The organism is Aeoliella mucimassa (genome assembly GCF_007748035.1).
Taxonomy (GTDB): Bacteria; Planctomycetota; Planctomycetia; order Pirellulales; family Lacipirellulaceae; genus Aeoliella; species Aeoliella mucimassa.
The window spans coordinates 2112817-2129781 of the sequence record NZ_CP036278.1 but is presented as its reverse complement, the minus strand read 5'-3'; the positions used below and the strand labels follow the sequence as shown (position 1 = coordinate 2129781).

At 59.1% G+C, this 16965-nt stretch carries 16 protein-coding genes; 11 read left to right on the top strand and 5 right to left on the bottom strand.

The window, feature by feature from the left end:
- Nucleotides 1–19 precede the first annotated feature (19 nt).
- Together murB and Pan181_RS08550 are read right to left on the bottom strand one after the other, a co-directional pair.
- A complete protein-coding gene (gene murB / locus Pan181_RS08555; protein ID WP_145246430.1) occupies nt 20–898 on the bottom strand; it encodes a UDP-N-acetylmuramate dehydrogenase in 879 nt (292 codons plus the stop codon).
- 109 nt (nt 899–1007) lie between these two features.
- Nucleotides 1008–1526 carry a tRNA (cytidine(34)-2'-O)-methyltransferase gene (locus Pan181_RS08550; RefSeq protein ID WP_145246429.1) on the bottom strand — a complete coding sequence of 173 codons (519 nt, stop codon included), beginning with the start codon at nt 1524–1526 and terminating at the stop codon, nt 1008–1010.
- Nucleotides 1527–1689: 163 nt separating this feature from the next.
- On the opposite strand from Pan181_RS08550, the gene Pan181_RS08545 reads away from it, so the two are divergent.
- The 4 genes from Pan181_RS08545 (at nt 1690) to Pan181_RS08530 (ending at nt 6126) form a co-directional block, all read left to right on the top strand.
- On the top strand, nt 1690–2763 hold the full coding sequence (locus Pan181_RS08545; protein ID WP_145246428.1) for a Gfo/Idh/MocA family protein: 1074 nt from the start codon (nt 1690–1692) through the stop codon (nt 2761–2763).
- Between the two features lie 1082 nt (nt 2764–3845).
- Nucleotides 3846–4784, top strand: coding sequence for a lysophospholipid acyltransferase family protein (locus tag Pan181_RS08540; protein WP_145246427.1), 939 nt, complete (start codon nt 3846–3848; stop codon nt 4782–4784).
- 18 nt (nt 4785–4802) lie between these two features.
- Entirely contained in the window at nt 4803–5120 is a 318-nt protein-coding gene (locus Pan181_RS08535; RefSeq protein ID WP_145246426.1) for a Rieske (2Fe-2S) protein, read from the top strand.
- A 40-nt stretch (nt 5121–5160) separates the two neighbouring features.
- Complete coding sequence (locus tag Pan181_RS08530) at nt 5161–6126, top strand: GNAT family N-acetyltransferase (RefSeq protein ID WP_145246425.1); 966 nt, start codon at nt 5161–5163, stop codon at nt 6124–6126.
- A 55-nt stretch (nt 6127–6181) separates the two neighbouring features.
- Here Pan181_RS08530 and Pan181_RS08525 read toward each other — a convergent pair whose 3' ends face one another.
- The gene (locus tag Pan181_RS08525) at nt 6182–6454 is read right to left on the bottom strand and encodes a DNA-directed RNA polymerase subunit alpha C-terminal domain-containing protein (protein WP_231943788.1); all 273 of its coding nucleotides are present in this window, start codon (nt 6452–6454) and stop codon (nt 6182–6184) included.
- 320 nt (nt 6455–6774) lie between these two features.
- Between Pan181_RS08525 and Pan181_RS08520 the strand changes: the two genes are divergently transcribed.
- Nucleotides 6775–9078 (top strand): ATP-dependent helicase, encoded by a 2304-nt coding sequence (locus Pan181_RS08520; protein ID WP_145246423.1) that lies wholly within the window; start codon nt 6775–6777, stop codon nt 9076–9078.
- Between the two features lie 90 nt (nt 9079–9168).
- Complete coding sequence (locus Pan181_RS08515; RefSeq protein ID WP_145246422.1) at nt 9169–10305, top strand: DNA adenine methylase; 1137 nt, start codon at nt 9169–9171, stop codon at nt 10303–10305.
- Nucleotides 10306–10332: 27 nt separating this feature from the next.
- Here the strand turns inward: Pan181_RS08515 and msrB are convergent, their stop codons facing one another.
- Nucleotides 10333–10749: a peptide-methionine (R)-S-oxide reductase MsrB gene (gene msrB / locus Pan181_RS08510; RefSeq protein ID WP_145246421.1), complete on the bottom strand. Its 417-nt coding sequence runs from the start codon at nt 10747–10749 to the stop codon at nt 10333–10335.
- Nucleotides 10750–10853: 104 nt separating this feature from the next.
- On the opposite strand from msrB, the gene Pan181_RS08505 reads away from it, so the two are divergent.
- The 5 genes from Pan181_RS08505 (at nt 10854) to Pan181_RS08485 (ending at nt 15715) form a co-directional block, all read left to right on the top strand.
- Nucleotides 10854–12074, top strand: coding sequence for an SAM-dependent methyltransferase (locus tag Pan181_RS08505; protein WP_145246420.1), 1221 nt, complete (start codon nt 10854–10856; stop codon nt 12072–12074).
- 33 nt (nt 12075–12107) lie between these two features.
- Nucleotides 12108–13481: a hypothetical protein gene (locus Pan181_RS08500; protein WP_145246419.1), complete on the top strand. Its 1374-nt coding sequence runs from the start codon at nt 12108–12110 to the stop codon at nt 13479–13481.
- Nucleotides 13478–13921 (top strand): hypothetical protein, encoded by a 444-nt coding sequence (locus Pan181_RS08495; RefSeq protein ID WP_145246418.1) that lies wholly within the window; start codon nt 13478–13480, stop codon nt 13919–13921. Before Pan181_RS08500 ends, Pan181_RS08495 begins: the two co-directional genes overlap by 4 nt.
- A 4-nt stretch (nt 13922–13925) precedes the next feature.
- Nucleotides 13926–14600 carry a P-loop NTPase family protein gene (locus tag Pan181_RS08490; protein WP_197529051.1) on the top strand — a complete coding sequence of 225 codons (675 nt, stop codon included), beginning with the start codon at nt 13926–13928 and terminating at the stop codon, nt 14598–14600.
- A gap of 338 nt (nt 14601–14938) precedes the next feature.
- Nucleotides 14939–15715, top strand: a complete 777-nt coding sequence (locus tag Pan181_RS08485; protein WP_145246416.1) for a hypothetical protein — start codon at nt 14939–14941, stop codon at nt 15713–15715.
- Between the two features lie 73 nt (nt 15716–15788).
- On the opposite strand, the gene ispG is transcribed toward Pan181_RS08485, so the two are convergent.
- Nucleotides 15789–16934: a (E)-4-hydroxy-3-methylbut-2-enyl-diphosphate synthase gene (gene ispG, locus Pan181_RS08480; RefSeq protein ID WP_145246415.1), complete on the bottom strand. Its 1146-nt coding sequence runs from the start codon at nt 16932–16934 to the stop codon at nt 15789–15791.
- Between the last annotated feature and the right edge of the window lie 31 nt (nt 16935–16965).

Here is a 16965-nt window from a genome sequence, read left to right as displayed (position 1 = left end):
CCTGCGGCCAGCCTTGCAATTACCAGATTTCGAGCTGCGTTTCCAGCTCAACCCCAAGACGCTCGGCGACCCGACTGCGAATCTGGTCGATGAGCTTCAGCACATGCGCCGGAGTCGCTTCGTCGCTGACTACCACAAAGTTCGAGTGGCGGCTGCTCAGCTCGGCACCTTCGACTTTCAGCCCTGCCAGGCCTGCTTGCTCGATGAGCATGCTAGCACTCATGCCGCGGGGATTCTTAAACAGGCAAGCGGTTCGTTGATGGGTCATCGGTTGGCCCGACTTCTTCACGATCCACTGCTTTTGCATCCGCTTCGTGAGCTGCTCGGCGTCTTCGCTCTCGAGATCGAACGTCACGTCGAGGATGGCCAGTTCGTCGAGACTGCTCTCGCGATAGGCGAACACCAGCTCGTCGCGCTTGCGCTCGGCCACTTCGCCCGAACGGGTGAGCACGGTCGCTTCGACGGCCCACTGGCCGACGTCGCCCCCTCGACTGCCAGCATTGCCATGCATGGCACCACCCACGGTGCCGGGAATGCCAACCAAGGGTTCCAGCCCAGCGAGCCCAGCCCGCACGGCTTCGTTAATCACGTGGGCGAGCGAAGCGCCACCGCCGACCTTCAGACGCGAACCATCGACCGTGGTCGCAGCGAACGCCGAGTGGGCGAGGCTGATCACCATGCCGGCGACCCCTTGCTCGCGGACCAGCAGGTTCGAGCCTCCCCCCATCAGCCGTGTGGCAATTCCCTCGGCATGACAGCGGGCGACAAGCGAAACAAGCTCGTCTATCGATGTTGGCTCGGCGAAATACTCGGCCGGTCCCCCAAGCCCGAGCCATGTGCGCGGAGCGAGTGGGACATTGGTTTGGACGATACTTTCGAATTCAGTGTCAATCGGCATAGTTTGGGGCTCTCCTGGTCCCCCGCATCGTGATGGTTTGCTCGCTTGGCGTCAATCCGGAGTTCGGCCGGGGCAGCGAACAAATTCTTAAAACCGCCGGAAGTCCTTGCTATTCCGGTAATTCCAGCCCCAAACCGCCGGCCCGCCGCCATTGCCCCAGGGCTTCGTAGCAAGCGACCGCGACGCTGTTCGATAGGTTCAAACTCCGCACTTCGGGGCGGCAGCCGATCCGCAGCCCCCGCTCGGGAGCGAGATTGCGGATATCCTCCGGCAGCCCCTGCGACTCTCGCCCAAACACCAGCACGTCGCCCGGCTCGAACTCCGCAGTACCCAAGCGGTGCTGCGCGAACTTGGTGAAGTACCAGAACCGCTCGACCGGCAAGTGCGAGATCAGTTGCTGCCAATCGTCGACGACCTGCCAGTTCAGGTGCTGCCAGTAATCGAGCCCCGCCCGCCGAAGATGGTAGTTATCGACCTGGAACCCCAGCGGCCGCACGAGCCAGAGCTTGGCCCCCACCGCGACGCAGGTCCGCCCCACGCTGCCGGTGTTGTGGGGGATCTCAGGCTGATACAGCACGATGTGCAGCAGTGGTTTGTAAGGCTCGGATTCCATTGCGAGATTCGGCATACTCATTGCGTTTGGGGGAGGAACACCGAGCCTCGGCTCCGTGTTTTACGAACGGTTATACGTGTTTTTGGAGTCGTCTGTCGGTAGTGAAGCACCCTCTAGCATCTTATAATACGGCTACTTTTCATAGCACCGACACTCCCCTGCCCCCCAAAGAGTAACCATGGCGATTGGATTTGGAATGATTGGTTGCGGCATGATCAGCCGCTTTCACTACCGCGCACTCGAAGATGTTCGGGGTGCCGAGATGGTGGGCTGCTACGACCGCAATCCCGATAGCGCCAAGAAGTTCGCCGACGAAGTGGGGATTGTTGCTTACGAAACGCTCGAAGAGATGCTAGCCGCCAGCGACGTGGATGCGGTATCGATCGGCACCCCTAGCGGTGCTCACATGGAACCCGCAGTGCAGGCAGCCAAGGCCGGCAAGCATGTGATCGTCGAGAAACCGCTGGAGATTACCCTGAAGCGGTGCGACAAGATCATTGCCGCCTGCGAAAAGCACGATGTGAAGCTCGGCACCATCTTTCCCTCCCGATTCCACCCCGCTTCGAAAACACTGAAAAAGGCAATGGACTCAGGACGCTTCGGCCGCCTGACCCTCGGCGATGCGTACATCAAGTGGTTTCGCACGCAGGAATACTACGACTCCGGCGCCTGGCGCGGCACTTGGAAGCTCGACGGTGGCGGCGCGCTGATGAATCAGGCGATTCACACGGTCGACTTGCTGCAATGGCTTATGGGCGATGTGCTCGAGATCTCGGCGCTCACCGATACGCTGGCTCATGAGCGAATCGAGGTGGAAGACGTTGCAGTAGCAACCCTACGCTTTGCCAGCGGAGCGTTGGGAGTGATCGAAGCCACCACGGCAGCCTATCCTGGGTATCTTAAGCGGGTCGAGGTGCATGGCTTAGCCGGTTCGGCTTCGATTGAAGAGGAAGACATCAAGACCTGGGATTTCGCCAAGGCACGCAAGTCGGACGAAAAGATCCACGCCGAAATGGCGGAGCGCAAGAGCGGCGGGGGCGGTGCCAGCGACCCCTCGGCCATCGGCCATCATGGGCATGCCATGCAGTTTGCTGACTTCTGCAAGGCGATCAAAGGCGGTGGCACCCCGGCCGTCGATGGTCCCGAAGGTCGCAAGGCCGTGGAAATCATTCTGGCCATCTACAAATCGGCCCAAACCGGCAAACCAGTGAAACTGCCGCTGAAGAGCGATCCGGTGCTGGGCAAGAAATAGCCACGCACACGCAGCCCAGTTAGCTAGTCCATTCGATCGCTAGCGTATTCGGTAACCGGCAGCATCGATTGCTTACCTGCTTGGATGCTATTACTCCGCATGCTTGCACCCAAGCAGGCATTGCGAGCGTCGCTGCTGCCGATTCGTCGTTCGATTTTTTGGCTGCGTTACCATCTGGCCAGAATGGGAGAATCTCCCACTCTTCCCCCTGCGATAGCGGGCAAAACGCTTTCTAAAAGAGCCCAGTTTCCGCTGGAAATTGGCCACCAATAGTGTTCCAATGGACAGGTACTTAAGGCTGTCGGCTTTCAGCTATCGGCTGTTGGCTTCTTATGAAAGGTGGTGAATTAGATGTGATGTTTATCTAAATGTTGGATTACTGGCGACACGCAGGCGAAGGGTTGCCCGCGTGAGCGTTCGCTGCTGCGCTCGTTGGAAAAGCGTTGGTGGGGCTGCGTCGCTGGAAGGTTTATTGGCTCTAGGCTTAAGGCTTTAAGCTGTAGGCTAGATCTTTCAGTCGCTGGAAGCTCCCTCAAGATGACATTCGCAACTCAGAAATCATCATTCAGAAATCATATATCCCAAACTCCCCTGTCCCCCGAATCCTGTTTCCTGACTCCTCCCCAAAAATACTTTCCCACCTATGGGAATCTATTTTGGGCACTTTCCGTGGAGGTGTTAATGCAACTTGTTACCCACCAACGACTTGCGATTGATTCCCACGGCGAAAATAGATTCCCACTCGATGCGTTTTGGGAAATGGGAATCTATTCGAGGCCGAAAAGCACTGGTTTTGTAGCGTGGGCGGAGATTCAATTTTCCCATCGATGAGAAAATTGGGAATCTATTTGCTCAGCGATGGGAATCTATTTCGTACAGGGCGGGAAACTGGCGAACCTGAAAAAAATGGAGAGGCCCGAAAAGGAGAGGAAAAATGGGACACGTAGGGCCAACTTGCACGCTGCTTACTTTCGCGATGCCAGCACTCGCCCTGGGCAAACTGCCCTCCCACCAGGCTGCTGGTTCTGGCAGAATGGCGGGCCGTGTTCTGCTCACCCGCTGCGACAAAGGATTGCCGCGCGATGCTTCAACAACTGATCGACTACGCCGTGTACTTGGTGGTTCGTGTGGCGATTGCCTTCGTGCAGGCGCTGCCGATCGGGGTGTGCGAACGCATCGCGGGTGGAATGGCGACGCTGTTTACCACCGTGTTGCCGGTTCGACGAAAAGTGCTCCGCGAGAATCTGAAGATCGCCCTGCCGACGCTCACCGAAGCGGAGCAGCAGCGACTCGCTTGGGGCATGTGGCGGCACCTGTTTCTGATGATCATGGAGATCGCCCACACGCCACGGCGGGTGCATCGCACCAACTGGCGCGAACTGGTCGACGTGCCTCAGAACGAGGCCATCATTCGCACGATGTGCACCACGCGCCCAAGCGTGGTGATTTCGGGTCATTACGGCAACTTCGAACTCGGCGGTTACTTGCTCGGGATGTTCGGTTTTCCTACGCATACCGTGGCCCGAACGCTCGACAACCGGCACATCGACCGGTTTGTCAACGACTTTCGCGGCCGCACCGGGCAGTACATCCTTCCCAAGCAAGGCAGCAGCGAACAGATCGAGCAGCTGCTCTCGAGCGGCGGGGCCCTCACGCTGCTGGGCGACCAGGCTGGCGGCAATCGTGGCTGCTGGGTTCCGTTTTTCGGCAGGCCAGCTTCCACACACAAAGCAGTCGCCCTGTTTTCGCTGTCGTTCGAGGCTCCCACGATCGTGGTCGGGGTTCGCCGAAAACAGCGGATGCTGCAATACGAGATCGAAGTGGCCGACGTGGTCGATCCGGCGGATCGCGACTTCGCCCACGCAGGTGTGCAACCGATGACCGAGTGGTACACTGGTTGCCTTGAACGAATCATCCTGAGCGATCCTGAGCAATATTGGTGGATCCATCGCCGCTGGAAGGGCGAAATCCCGGAAAAAATCCGCCGTCGGCTCGAACGACGCGGAAAGTTGGCGGCCTAGCACGACGAGAAGGCGACTATGGGAGAATGGGTCGAAGTAGCAACCGTTGGCGAATGCCCGCCTGGCACCCTGCTGGAAGCCGTGGTCGGCGAGTCGATCGTGGTCGTGGCCAACGTCGACGGCGAGTTCTATGCTTTGGATGGTATCTGTGCCCACCAGGGGGGTCCCCTGGCCTCGGGCGACCTCGCTGGCTGCACGTTAACGTGCCCCTGGCACGGCTGGCAGTACGATATTCGTACCGGCCGGCAGCTGCTGAGCGAGTCGATTTGCCAGACCGTCTACCGGGCTCGCGAATCGGGCGGTACCATACAGATTGAGATACCTGCCCCGTCGTAATGGACTAAACCCCCTTTAGAAAGCGTTCGATAGCCTTCGCGTGTACCGTTTTCGCCCGTTTTGCAACACCGACCCACCACGGATCGCCAAGCTGTGGTCGTGCCAGCCTCCGCAGCGCGGTTTGGCCCAGCCTGTATCTACTGGCGTGCTGGAAATGTGCTTGTTTTCCAAGCATTATTTCGATCCGAAGGGCTTTATTGTCGCAGTCAACGACGATGACGAGATGGTGGGCTTCGCCCACGCCGGTTTTGGCCCGAACGATCCTCACAATCAGGTAGAAACCGACACCGGCACGACCTACATGATCATGGTTCGCGACGACCTGTGGAACTCGAACCTGCCTGATCAGCTGCTCGCCCAGAGCGAAGCGTACCTCCGCGGCCGGGGAGCCAAGGTGCTGTACGGCGGCGGCATTAACCCACTCAACGGTTTTTATCTCGGCCTGTACGGCGGCAGCGAACTGCCGGGCATCTTGCTGTCGGACGAACCACGCCGCAGGGTGTTTTCGCGCAACCAGTACCGCGAACGCGGACGTGTGGTAATCCTGCAGCGCGACTTGGTGCGGTTCCGTCCGATGGTCAATCGCGAACAGCGACGAGTCGCCCGCGAGGTGAATTTCGAGACGCTCTACGCCCCGATCACGCTGAACTGGTGGAACACTTCGGTCTATGGCAGCCTGGAGCGGATCCGGTTCTTCCTCCGCCGGCGTCGTCAGGACAAGGTGCTGGCCTACGTAACGTTCTGGGACATCGAACCGCTCGCGAGCAGTTGGGGATTGCGAGCCGCGGGAATGTTCGACCTGTGGGTCGACGACGAATACCGCCGCCACGGCTACGGTACCTACCTGCTAGGCGAATCGTTCAAGGAACTGCACAAGCGCGGCATCACGACCGTCGAAACGCAAACGATGCTCACCAACGCACCCGCGATTGAGTTCTATAAAAACCTGGGCTTCGCACCGATCGACCATGGATTGGTCTACCGCCGCGAAGCCCGGAATTCTTAATCACTGGTAAGCTGCGAACTTTGGTTGCTCGGCTCGCTGCGTTGGCCCTGTTGGCTTAGCGTGGCAACGGTGCCTGGCGACCTGGGCGATAGAAGCCATGCTTCTCGAGCGCCGTGTAGACTTCTTCCAAAGTCTTCTCGCCGAAGTTGGAGATCGAAAGCAAATCGTCCCGGGTGCAGTTCAACAAATCGTGAACCGTGAACACACCCTTTTCTTCAAGGCAGTTGGTGGTACGCACAGCCAAACCAATTTCGGCAGTGCTCATTTCGAGGCGGGATTGCAGTTCTTGGCTGTCAGCTTCAGCACGATTGAGAGGAATACGTGTCATGATTCGAGACTCCCTCCATGGTTGATTGAATTGCGAACATCAACGGTAGTTGTTCGCCTGGCAATGGACCAGTGGTGCATGCTGGACACAATGAAAACTCGAGTTGCCCAACAGCCGGCACTTCCCTGGCCGAGTGCAATCTCAACTGGCGAAAGTATAGCAGGTTGTGTTCGATCTGCACCTGGGTCTGCCGCATTTTTTTGATTACCACAAGTAAACGCTAGCGACGACGCATGGAGAAAACCGAGCGAGCCGCGTATATTTTTAGCAGTCACTCCTTAGTTAAACACCAGCAACCCACTAACCGTTTCGCTGACAGCATGTCGTCTTATTCATCTCACGTTGCATCACTCAATGAAGCCCAGCGGGAAGCCGTGATGCATGTGGATGGCCCGCTGCTCATTCTCGCAGGCCCTGGTAGTGGTAAGACGCGCGTCGTCACGCATCGCATCGCGCATCTATTAGAATGCGGAGTCGCTGCGCGTCAGATTCTTGCGCTCACCTTTACCAACAAAGCGGCGAGCGAAATGCAAAACCGCGTGCAGGCGTTGGTGCCTGGACAACCTGTTTGGGTTAGCACGTTCCACCGATTCGGCGCGAGAATCCTCCGCGAGTTCGGCGAACTAGTTGGGCTGCGGCCGAACTTCACGATCTACGATACCTCCGACAGCAAGCAGGTGCTGAAGCGAGTAATCGAAGCCCAGCAAGTGTCGACGATGAACTATTCCGTCGACCGCATTGCCACGGCCATCAGCGGCGCGAAGAACAATTTGATCCGCCCCGAAGCGTACCAGCCGCACCGCCAGTCGGTGCTCTCGAGCGTGGTCGCCCAGGTGTACCCTGCGTACCAGGAGCGGATGCTGCAATCGGCCGCGGTCGACTTCGACGATCTGCTGATGCACGTCGCTACGCTGTTGTACGACAATCCTGAGATTCGCCAGCAGCTCGACAGTCGCTTTCGCTACGTACTGGTCGACGAATACCAAGATACCAACCAGGCGCAGTACGTCATTCTCAAGGCCCTGTCGCACGACTATCCGAATCTCGCGGCCACCGGCGATCCCGATCAATCGATCTATGGCTGGCGGGGGGCCGACATTTCGAACATCCTGAACTTCGAGAACGATTTCCCCGAGGTGAAAATCGTTCGCCTGGAACAGAACTACCGCAGCACCAAGCGCATCCTGCGTGTCGCCGACGAGTTGATTGCCTACAACACGCGCCGCAAGAAGAAGTCGCTCTTCACCGAAAACGACGAAGGCAATCCCGTGCGTCTGGTCGCGTACGCGGATCAAGATCTCGAAGCAAGCGACATCGCCGATCAGATTCGCGGTACTATCGAACGTGGCGAACGCTCCGCTAGCGACTTTGCCATCTTCTACCGCGTGAACGCGTTGTCGCGATCGCTCGAGCGGGCGCTCCGCAAAGCGGGAGTGCCTTACCAGATGGTTCGCGGGCAGGAGTTCTATGGGCGCAAGGAAATCAAAGACTTGCTGGCTTATTGCCAACTCGCAAACAATCCGCAGGACGATGTCGCGTTCGATCGGGCAGTCAGTGCTCCCACCCGCGGCGTTGGCAAGAAGTCGATCGAGCGATTGAACATGCACGCGTATCGCTACGGCACCTCGCTGCTCGACGCCGCCCGCGAGTGCAAATTGATCGAAGGGCTTACCAAGCGGGCGAGCAATTCGCTCACTGGTTTTGTCACGCTCATCGACAAGCTCTCCGCGGTAGCAGGCGAATCGGTCGAGGAAGTCATCGGCACCGCTTTGGAAGAAAGTGGTTACAAAGAGAGTCTCCGCAAGAGCGAGGATGTCGAAGACCAATCGCGATTGGAGAACGTCGAAGAACTGCTGACCGACGCCCGCCAGTTCGACGAGCAAAGCGAATCGACCGGCGATGGTGGACTCGAGACCTACCTCGAACGCACCTGGCTGGTGAACGAGACCGACAACTGGGAGAACGACGCCGACAAAGTGACGCTGATGACGCTTCACGCGACCAAAGGCCTGGAGTTCCCGGTGGTCTATCTCATCGCGACCGAAGATGGCATTTTGCCCCACGAGCGATCGCTAGATAGCGTCGATCAACTGGAAGAAGAGCGACGCCTGGCGTTTGTCGGCATCACCCGCGCCGAGCAAGAACTGCAACTGAGCTACGCCCGCATTCGCGAGTTCCGCGGCCAGCGCCGTGTGGCGATACCAAGTAAGTTCCTGATGGAGATGCCGCGGCACGAACTTCAGATGGGCGAAGCCGACAACATCGACCTGAGCTTCGATGTCGACGAGTACGACGGCTACGATGAGGAGCCCGATTACGACGAACAAGTCTTCGAACTCGATCATGGCCCCGAACACGACAAACCGAAGCCGCCGGTGTCGCTACCGGCCATGCAAACCGCCGCTCAACTCGATGCCGGCGGGACGAATCCCAAGCCCCACAAGCGAGTGTCACCCGACGTCTTCGTGCAAGGCATGACCGTCGTGCATCCCGAGTTCGGCCCCGGCAAAATCATCGCCCTTGGTGGCTCAGGGGCAGGACGCAAAGCAACCGTGCAATTCGCCATGGCAGGCGAACGCAAATTCGTGCTGGCACACAGTCCGCTACGCCCGGCCAATTCGTGATATACGTGGTCAGAATCGCTGTAGGTCGCTAACCGGCTTCCGTGGTATAAGGAGGAAACCTAGCCAGTTTCCCCTTTCCATCGATATCCGATGAGCGTTACCACCTGCCAGCCCGTCGCGCGCTTGAGTCGCCAGGAGAACCCGGCGTATCTCACGGAGCAGTTGATTACGTACCTAGGCAACAAGCGGTCGCTGCTTTCGCAGATCGAAACCGCGGTAGAACAAATCAAACGTCGACTGCATCGTTCGCACCTCCGCTGCTTCGATGTGTTCAGCGGATCGGGCGTGGTCTCTCGCGCACTGAAGCGTCATGCTTCGTTGTTGGTATCCAACGACTTGGAGCTGTACGCGGCCATCGCCGGCAGGTGCTATCTGGCCAACCGCTCGGAGGTCGACCTGGCGGCCATCGACGAATGGGTCGAGCGACTTAACGCCCGCCTGGAGGTCGATCCCCCGCAGCCAGGCTTCGTGAGCGAGATGTACGCTCCGCGCGACGAATCACAAATCACCCGCGACGACCGCGTGTTCTACACGCGCAACAACGCGCTGCGACTCGATCATTACCGTCGCTATCTGAACGAAGTGCCGGCCGAGCACCGCGACTTCCTGCTCGCCCCGTTACTGAGCGCGGCATCGGTGCACGCGAATACCGCTGGCGTGTTCAAAGGTTTTTACAAAGATCGAGCCACCAAGATCGGCCAATTCGGCGGCAGCGGGCGCGACGCTCTGAGTCGCATTCGTGGCAACATCGTGCTTCGCCCTCCGGTGCTAAGCCACTTTGAGTGCGACTGGCAGGTGCTGCAACTCGACGCAAACGTCGCCGCACGATCGGCCGGCGAGTTCGACCTGGCCTATCTCGATCCCCCGTACAACCAGCATCCGTACGGGTCGAACTACTTCATGCTCAACCTGCTCGCACGTTACGAGCGCCCGGAGCGGGTGAGTCGCGTCTCGGGCATACCGGTCGACTGGAATCGCTCGGGCTACAACGTACGAATTGAGTCGCTACGGCTAATGACCGACTTAGTCCAACAGATCGATACCCGGTTCCTGCTCATCTCGTTCAACGACGAAGGCTTCATCGCTCCGGCCGACATGCAGGCGATGCTCGAGAAGGTCGGGCGGGTCGAGGTGATCAAGCAGCGATACAATGCCTTCCGTGGCAGTCGCAGTTTCAAGAACCGCTCGCTCCATGTGACCGAACATCTGTTTCTTGTCGAGAAGTAACCAGAGTCCCCTGCCCTCTCGCAGGTATTACTCGTCGCTGTCTTTCTTCTTTTCGTCGAACTTAAGCGATAGCGAGTTTACGCAGTACCGCATGCCAGTTTGCGGAGGACCGTCGGGAAACAAGTGTCCCAGGTGGGCACCGCAATGGCTGCAGAGGATCTCCTCGCGGACCATACCGTGGCTGGTGTCGACTTGCTTGTCGATGTTGCCTTCGCCAGCTTCGGCGAAGAAACTAGGCCAGCCACATCCGGAGTGGTATTTCTGATCCGACGTAAACAGCTCGGCCCCGCAGCACACGCACTTGTAGCTGCCTTGCCGCTCGTTATCGGTCAACTCGCCCGAGAAGGCGGGCTCGGTCCCTTTTTCGCGAGTCACGTGGTACTGCTCGGGGGTGAGCTTTTCGCGCCACTGTTCGTCGGTAATTTGCTTGTTTTCGTCTGCCACGATGCGTTCCCTATAGAAAAGCCCTATCCCGCGGGCCCACGCCCACAAGAGCCGATTTATGGTAGAATACGCTATTACCACCACGCTTAGTTTAGGCCCCCTGTATGTCGTCGCCAACCGCCAGTCAATTTGTGTTTTTCACGTGCCAACCGGGTGCCGAGCAGCCGCTCAAGGCCGAGCTGGCAGCTTCGCAACCCGAGTGGCGGCTCGCCTTCTCGCGGCCTGGCTTCGTGAGCTTCAAATGCGGCGACAACGTGGGAGCCATCCTCGCCAGCCGACAGCCAACGTTCGCCCGCACGCTTTCCATCTCGCTCGGTCGCGTGAGCAACTCGTCGCTCACAGCGGCTGCCCACGAGGTTTGGCAGATCGAGGGAGTCGCTGCCTTGGTCGCTTCGCAGGAATCCATCGTGCTGCAGGTCTGGCAGCGAGACAGCTTGCTGCCGGGTGAGAATGGTTTCGAGCCAACCCTCACACCGCTGGCCGAAGAAGTCCGTCAGGCGTTGCTCGCGGCCGCCCGCGAGTCGGACGCTTTGACCGATGGTCATTTGATCGACGCTAAAGTGGCCCCCACCGACAGCGTGGTGCTCGACGTTGTGATGGTGGAACCCAACGAGTGGTATATCGGCTGGCACCGCGCACTCGCCCGCCATCAACGCTGGCCCGGTGGCATGCTGCCCATTGCCGCGCCCGACGACATGGTTTCGCGGGCGTACCTGAAGATGGAGGAAGCCCTCAAGTGGTCGGGCTTGCCGGCGGTTCGTGGCGACGTGTGGGTGGAGCTTGGTTGTGCTCCCGGCGGAGCAAGCCAAGCGCTATTGAACCGTGGGTTCCAGGTAATCGGTGTCGATCCGGCGGAAGTCGACGAGCTGGTGGCCGGCAATCCGCGATTTGTACACATGCGCAAGCGATCGAACGAAGTTCGCCGAGTGGAGTACGCGCCGGCCAAGTGGCTGGCCGCTGACTTGAACGTCGCCCCGCAATACACGTTGGACGCAGTCGAAGACGTAGTCGCGCACCCATCGACTTCGATTCGCGGTTTGGTGCTCACGCTCAAACTGGCCGACTGGAGTGTGGCCAGCCCCGAGTTGCTCACGCAATACATCGAGCGAGTCCGCTCCTGGGGGTTCCGTGATATACGCTTGCGACAACTAGTCCATAATCGCCAGGAACTTTGCCTGGTGGCGCTGCATAGCCGAGGCCAACGACGGATGAAGCGTTCGCGCCGCCGACCCACGAAGGGCGCGCCAGACGATTCGCCCAGTGGCCCTCCCGAGGTACGCTTCGACGCTCCCACAAAGATGGTCCCCCCCCATCACCTTCGCTAACCCCCAGTTCCTCGCAGCACGTTTGGCACAGCCATGGCATGGCGCAATCCATTACTCCAGAAGAAACGCGGTGGCCGCTCGACCGGCATGCGCAATCTGGGCTATTGGAGCGAGGTCTTCCTGAGCGTCTCGCTGCTCGTCGTCGGCAGCATTACCCTGGCGCTGCATGTGTTCCAGGTGTTGATCCCCGACTGGTCCGACTCGCGACGCCCTACAGGCTACGAACCGGGTGTCTGCAAAGTCACCACCCTGAAGCTGTACGAGCACGACACGCCGATCCGGCTCGACGAAAACTCGATCGAGGTCGGCGAGTTCTCTATCGAAGTCGAAGCGGCCCGTCTGACCGACGATGGCTCGCTTCCGCCGGTGTGGCTCGAGCGCGAACTCGGTCACTTCTCGCCGACACGCATCGACGCGCTGCAAATGGCCGAACTCTACAAGCCTGGCACGACTCACGCTTGCTGGTACCACCCGAATGATCCGAGCCGGCTGGTGCTACGTAGGTACGTTCGCTGGTGGGTTTGGCCAGTTACGCTCATTCCGCTGTCGCTGCTCGGGGTCGGCATTTGGGGCATCGTGGCTTCGCTCATGCAGGTGGCCACTTCCGCTGAGCGGCGCAGCCTGGTGGCGGTGAAAGCGATGCGACTCGATCCGCTACGAGAATCACCCGCCGAGTCGTCGACGCTGCCTGCGGTGGAACTCGAAGACGAAAGCCCCGGCACCCGCTATCCCTACCGCTTACCGGTGGTCGGCACCCAGAAATGGCGAATGGCCGGCTTAATGATCGTCTGCGCGCTCTGGAACACGCTGGTCGCGTTCCTGGTGTACGTCGCTACCCGCGAGGTGCTGAACAACGAAACGCCCTGGCTGGCGCTCGGAGTCGTACTGCTGCTCGGCCTGGTCGGCGTCTGGCTGGCGTTCAACCTGATCCGCGAGTTCTGGGAACGTCGCGGCATCGGCATGACACTACTCGAAATATCATCGCACCCACTCGCTCTTGGGGGAACCTATCGCGTGTACTTGCTACAAGGTGGTTGGATGCACCTGCGATGGCTCACCGTGGAGCTCGTGTGCGAAGAGTCGGCTAGCTTTCGTCAGGGGACTGATCTGCGGACTTCGGTCGAGCAGGTCTTTCGCGAAGAGCTGCGTAAATGGCAGCAGTTGCACATCGAGCCAACATTGCCTTTCGAGGCGGATCTCACGGTCACTATTCCCGAGTGGGCGATGCACTCCTTCCGCTCGTCGCACAACGAAGTTCGCTGGATGCTGCTCGTGAAGGGCGAGACCATGCGGCGGCAAGAGGTTTATCGCCAGTTTGCATTGAATGTCCGCCCAGCGATTCAGGTAAAATCCGACGAAGACCTGGCCGGCACCGCGCCCGGCACCTCGGGGGAGGCCTTGGTATGAGAGTGCTTGCCGCGAATCAATCGCCGTTGGCCGACATCCGCATCACCGATGCTGAGACCCCGTTTGCCCCAGGAGACGTACTGCGCGGCAGCATTTGCGTGAACAGCGACAATGCACAGGACGTACGCTCGGCAGAGCTATCGGTGCTTTGGTACACCGCTGGCAAAGGGGAAGAAGATTTCGGCGTGCATTACTTCCAGCGGTACTCGACCGATGGCCCTGACGGTGTCGAACTCACGCGTCGCCGGGAGTTTCGCACGCTGCTGCCAGAGAACCCGCTGAGCTACGACGGCATCGTCGTGAAAGTCTGCTGGTGCGCCAGGCTGCGATTATTCCTGCCGAAGGGTCGTCAGCAGGTGCTCGAAGCATCGTTTCAACTCGGCAACGTAGCCCCCGCTCGCCTGCCGACGTTACTATCGCCCGATGGCGATGAGGAGTAGCACTTTGGTGGTTCCTCCCGATCGCAATTCGAATCCCTTCTCGACCTGCTGGAACGGTCCCCGGGAAGTCACCTACATTCCGTTGCCGGAGGCCTCGCCTCGCAGTTTGTTTACAGCGCTTTCGGCCAACGCTTGGCGAGGACAGATTCTTGGACGACATGGCGCCGGCAAGTCGACCTTGCTCTGCGCGCTCGAACCGCTGGCGGCAGAATTCGGCAAAAAGTGGAAACGCATCGATCTCTACTCCCACGAGTGTCGCAAAGACCTGCAACTGCTCCGCACTCCGCTCGACGAAGACACCTTGCTGGTGATCGACGGTTACGAACAACTCGATGTGATGATGCGCCGCCTTGTTCGCTGGCGAAGTCGCTGGAATCGGAGTGGGCTGCTCGTGACAGCGCATACCGACGTCGGTTTACCGATGCTGCTTAAGCTACAGCCTGACGAGGGAACTATTCGCCAGGTGTTTCGCAATCTGGTCCGTGAGTCTCCTACGCCGGTGGACGATAGCGACTTCCATAACGCCTTCAATGCTTGCAACGGCGACATTCGGAAGTTGTTCTCTGACCTCTACGACCTGCACGAACGTCGCGTTCGCCAAGCTCGCCAGGCACATCGACCGAACCGTCGCTGGGAGCGACGCGTAGTATCAGTTGACGACTCGCAGCCACTGGACTGAGGGTACCAAGTTGTCCAGTGCTGGCATGGGGCGTCGCTACTTATCAGCGAGCGAATGCAACTATCGACAGGCGAATACTTTACGCATCAGCCCACAAAGTGTGTGGTTTCTTTGCAACATGGCCAACTTGGGTCTATCGCTTAAAGTAGAATGCAATGTCGGGCATTGGGCGCAAAGGACGCTCCCACCACGACCGCAAGGGTTTGCCAACCGGCAAGGTCTGCCTAAGTGAAAGTTGCTTCCATTTGACAAAGAAGCTGTCGAAACTGGTTGCATTATGCGACCGCGACGAGTCAGATGGGGGGTGGGTAAATCGTCTCTTCCCAAACGAGTTATAAATGATGAAAGCTTTTTCCATGAAATATGTGATTGCTTGCCTCGCATTGCTGGGCATGAGTGCTATCGCCCAGTCGGCTAGCGCCCAGTGCAACACGTGTGCGGTGCCACAAGTCACCTACTCGCCAGTGGTATACAACTCGTATGCTTACGACGGTTGGTACCTCGGCAAGTACATTGGACGCTTGGGCCAACGCATGTTCGGCCCCGCTCCCGCGCCGGCCTACACCGTGGGTTATGGCTACGCTGCTCCGACCACCTACGCAGCGTCGTACGCTCCCGCTTACAACTACGCAACCAATTACGCTTCGTACTACTCACCGAGCTGCAGCACCTGCGGGCAGTCGTCGTGCGGATGCCAAACCTCCTATCGCCCGGTCATCATGCAATCAGGCAGTGGTTGCTCCACCTGCAATTCCGGTGTGGTGCAAGCTGGCTACGACTCGACCGTTTCGAGCTGCCCCACTTGCACTGCTGGTAGTGCTTACAACAGCTCGACCAGTTCGCCTGCTCCTTCGTTGCAGAGCTCGCCTCCACCGACCTTCCGCGAATCGGAACGTCTGGAGCCGACTCCAGCCCCCGAGAACGCCAACGAGAGCTCGGCCAACGACTTCAGTGCTCCGCTGCTGCTGAATCCGAACGATCAAATCACCAAGCGTCCGACCGCTCCGGTTTGGACCGCGGTTTACAAGCAGCCGGCTACGATTACTTCGGTCAAGGCGGTAGAGAAGCCTAGCACTCCTCCCACGATCACTGTTGGTTGGTCGTCTGGTCGCTAAGCACTCGAAGCTTTGAGACGAAAACAAATTGCTGGCCCGCGAAGTTCCTTTCGCGGGCCAGCTTTTTTTGTGCTTAGACGTTCTGCTTTTGGGCGATTAGCTGATCGAGCTCTTCCTTCAGCCGTGGCAAGATGGCATCGTACGGGTACTGCCCGAGCGATTCCTCTCCGCGCTTGAGATTCACGAAGTTGGGCCCGCACCATAGCCCCAGATCGGCGTCGTCGGTCTCGCCGGGTCCGTTGACTCGGCACCCCATCACCGCGATGGTAATCGCGTGCTCGGCCGCGTAACGAGTCATCTGCTTCACGTCCTGGGCGAGTTCCACAAACGCTTCGTTTTCCACGCGGCTGCAACTGGGGCAACTGATGATGTTCAGCGTCTCCAGACCGTAGTCGACCACCGACCGCACTCGGCCCGCGCGAATGTCGGCCAGAATGTCCCGCCCGGCGGCAATTTCCTCGGGCTTGCGATCGTTCGGAACCGTGAGCGACACGCGAATCGTGTCGCCGATGCCGCGGCTGATGAGCTGCTCGAACGCGATCCGCGTTTTGATCACCCCATCGGGCGGCAAGCCCGCTTCGGTCACCCCCAGATGCAACGGAACGTCGGGCCGCGCTTCGGCAAAGCGGGTATTCACTTCGATCACTTTGCGAGGGTCGGAATCTTTGAGCGACACGCAGTACCGCGTGAATCCCAACGAGTCGAGATGCTCGCAATGCTCGACCGCGCTCTCGATCATCGGCGAGATCGAATCGTCGGCCGAGTACTTATCGGCCTTGGCCGGATCGACGCTGCCGCAGTTTACTCCGATGCGGATCGCACAATCGTTGTCCGCCGCCACCCCGACGATGTAAGCCACTTTCTCCTGCCAGGGCTTGGTGCGTTCGTGGTGATAGAGATGGCCTGGGTTGTAGCGAATCTTCTCCACGTGGGGAGCCACCAATTCGGCCAGGCGGTAATTCTCTTGCAGGTCGATCGAGAGATTCGCCTTGGTTTGTTTGCGGATCTCGGCAATCGCGTCGGCGTCTTTCGTACTATCCACCGCAATGCGAACCACATCGGCTCCCGCTTCGTGCAACGCTTGCACCTGGGCCACCGTGGCGTCGATATCCTGGGTCTGGGTGGCCGTCATGCTTTGCACGGCGATGGGATGCTCGGCGCCGATCGTCACGGTACCAATACGAACGCTGCGGGTGGGATTACGTTGAATCTGGAGCATGGAGTGGTCGGCAGAGAGAGACGGGGGGACG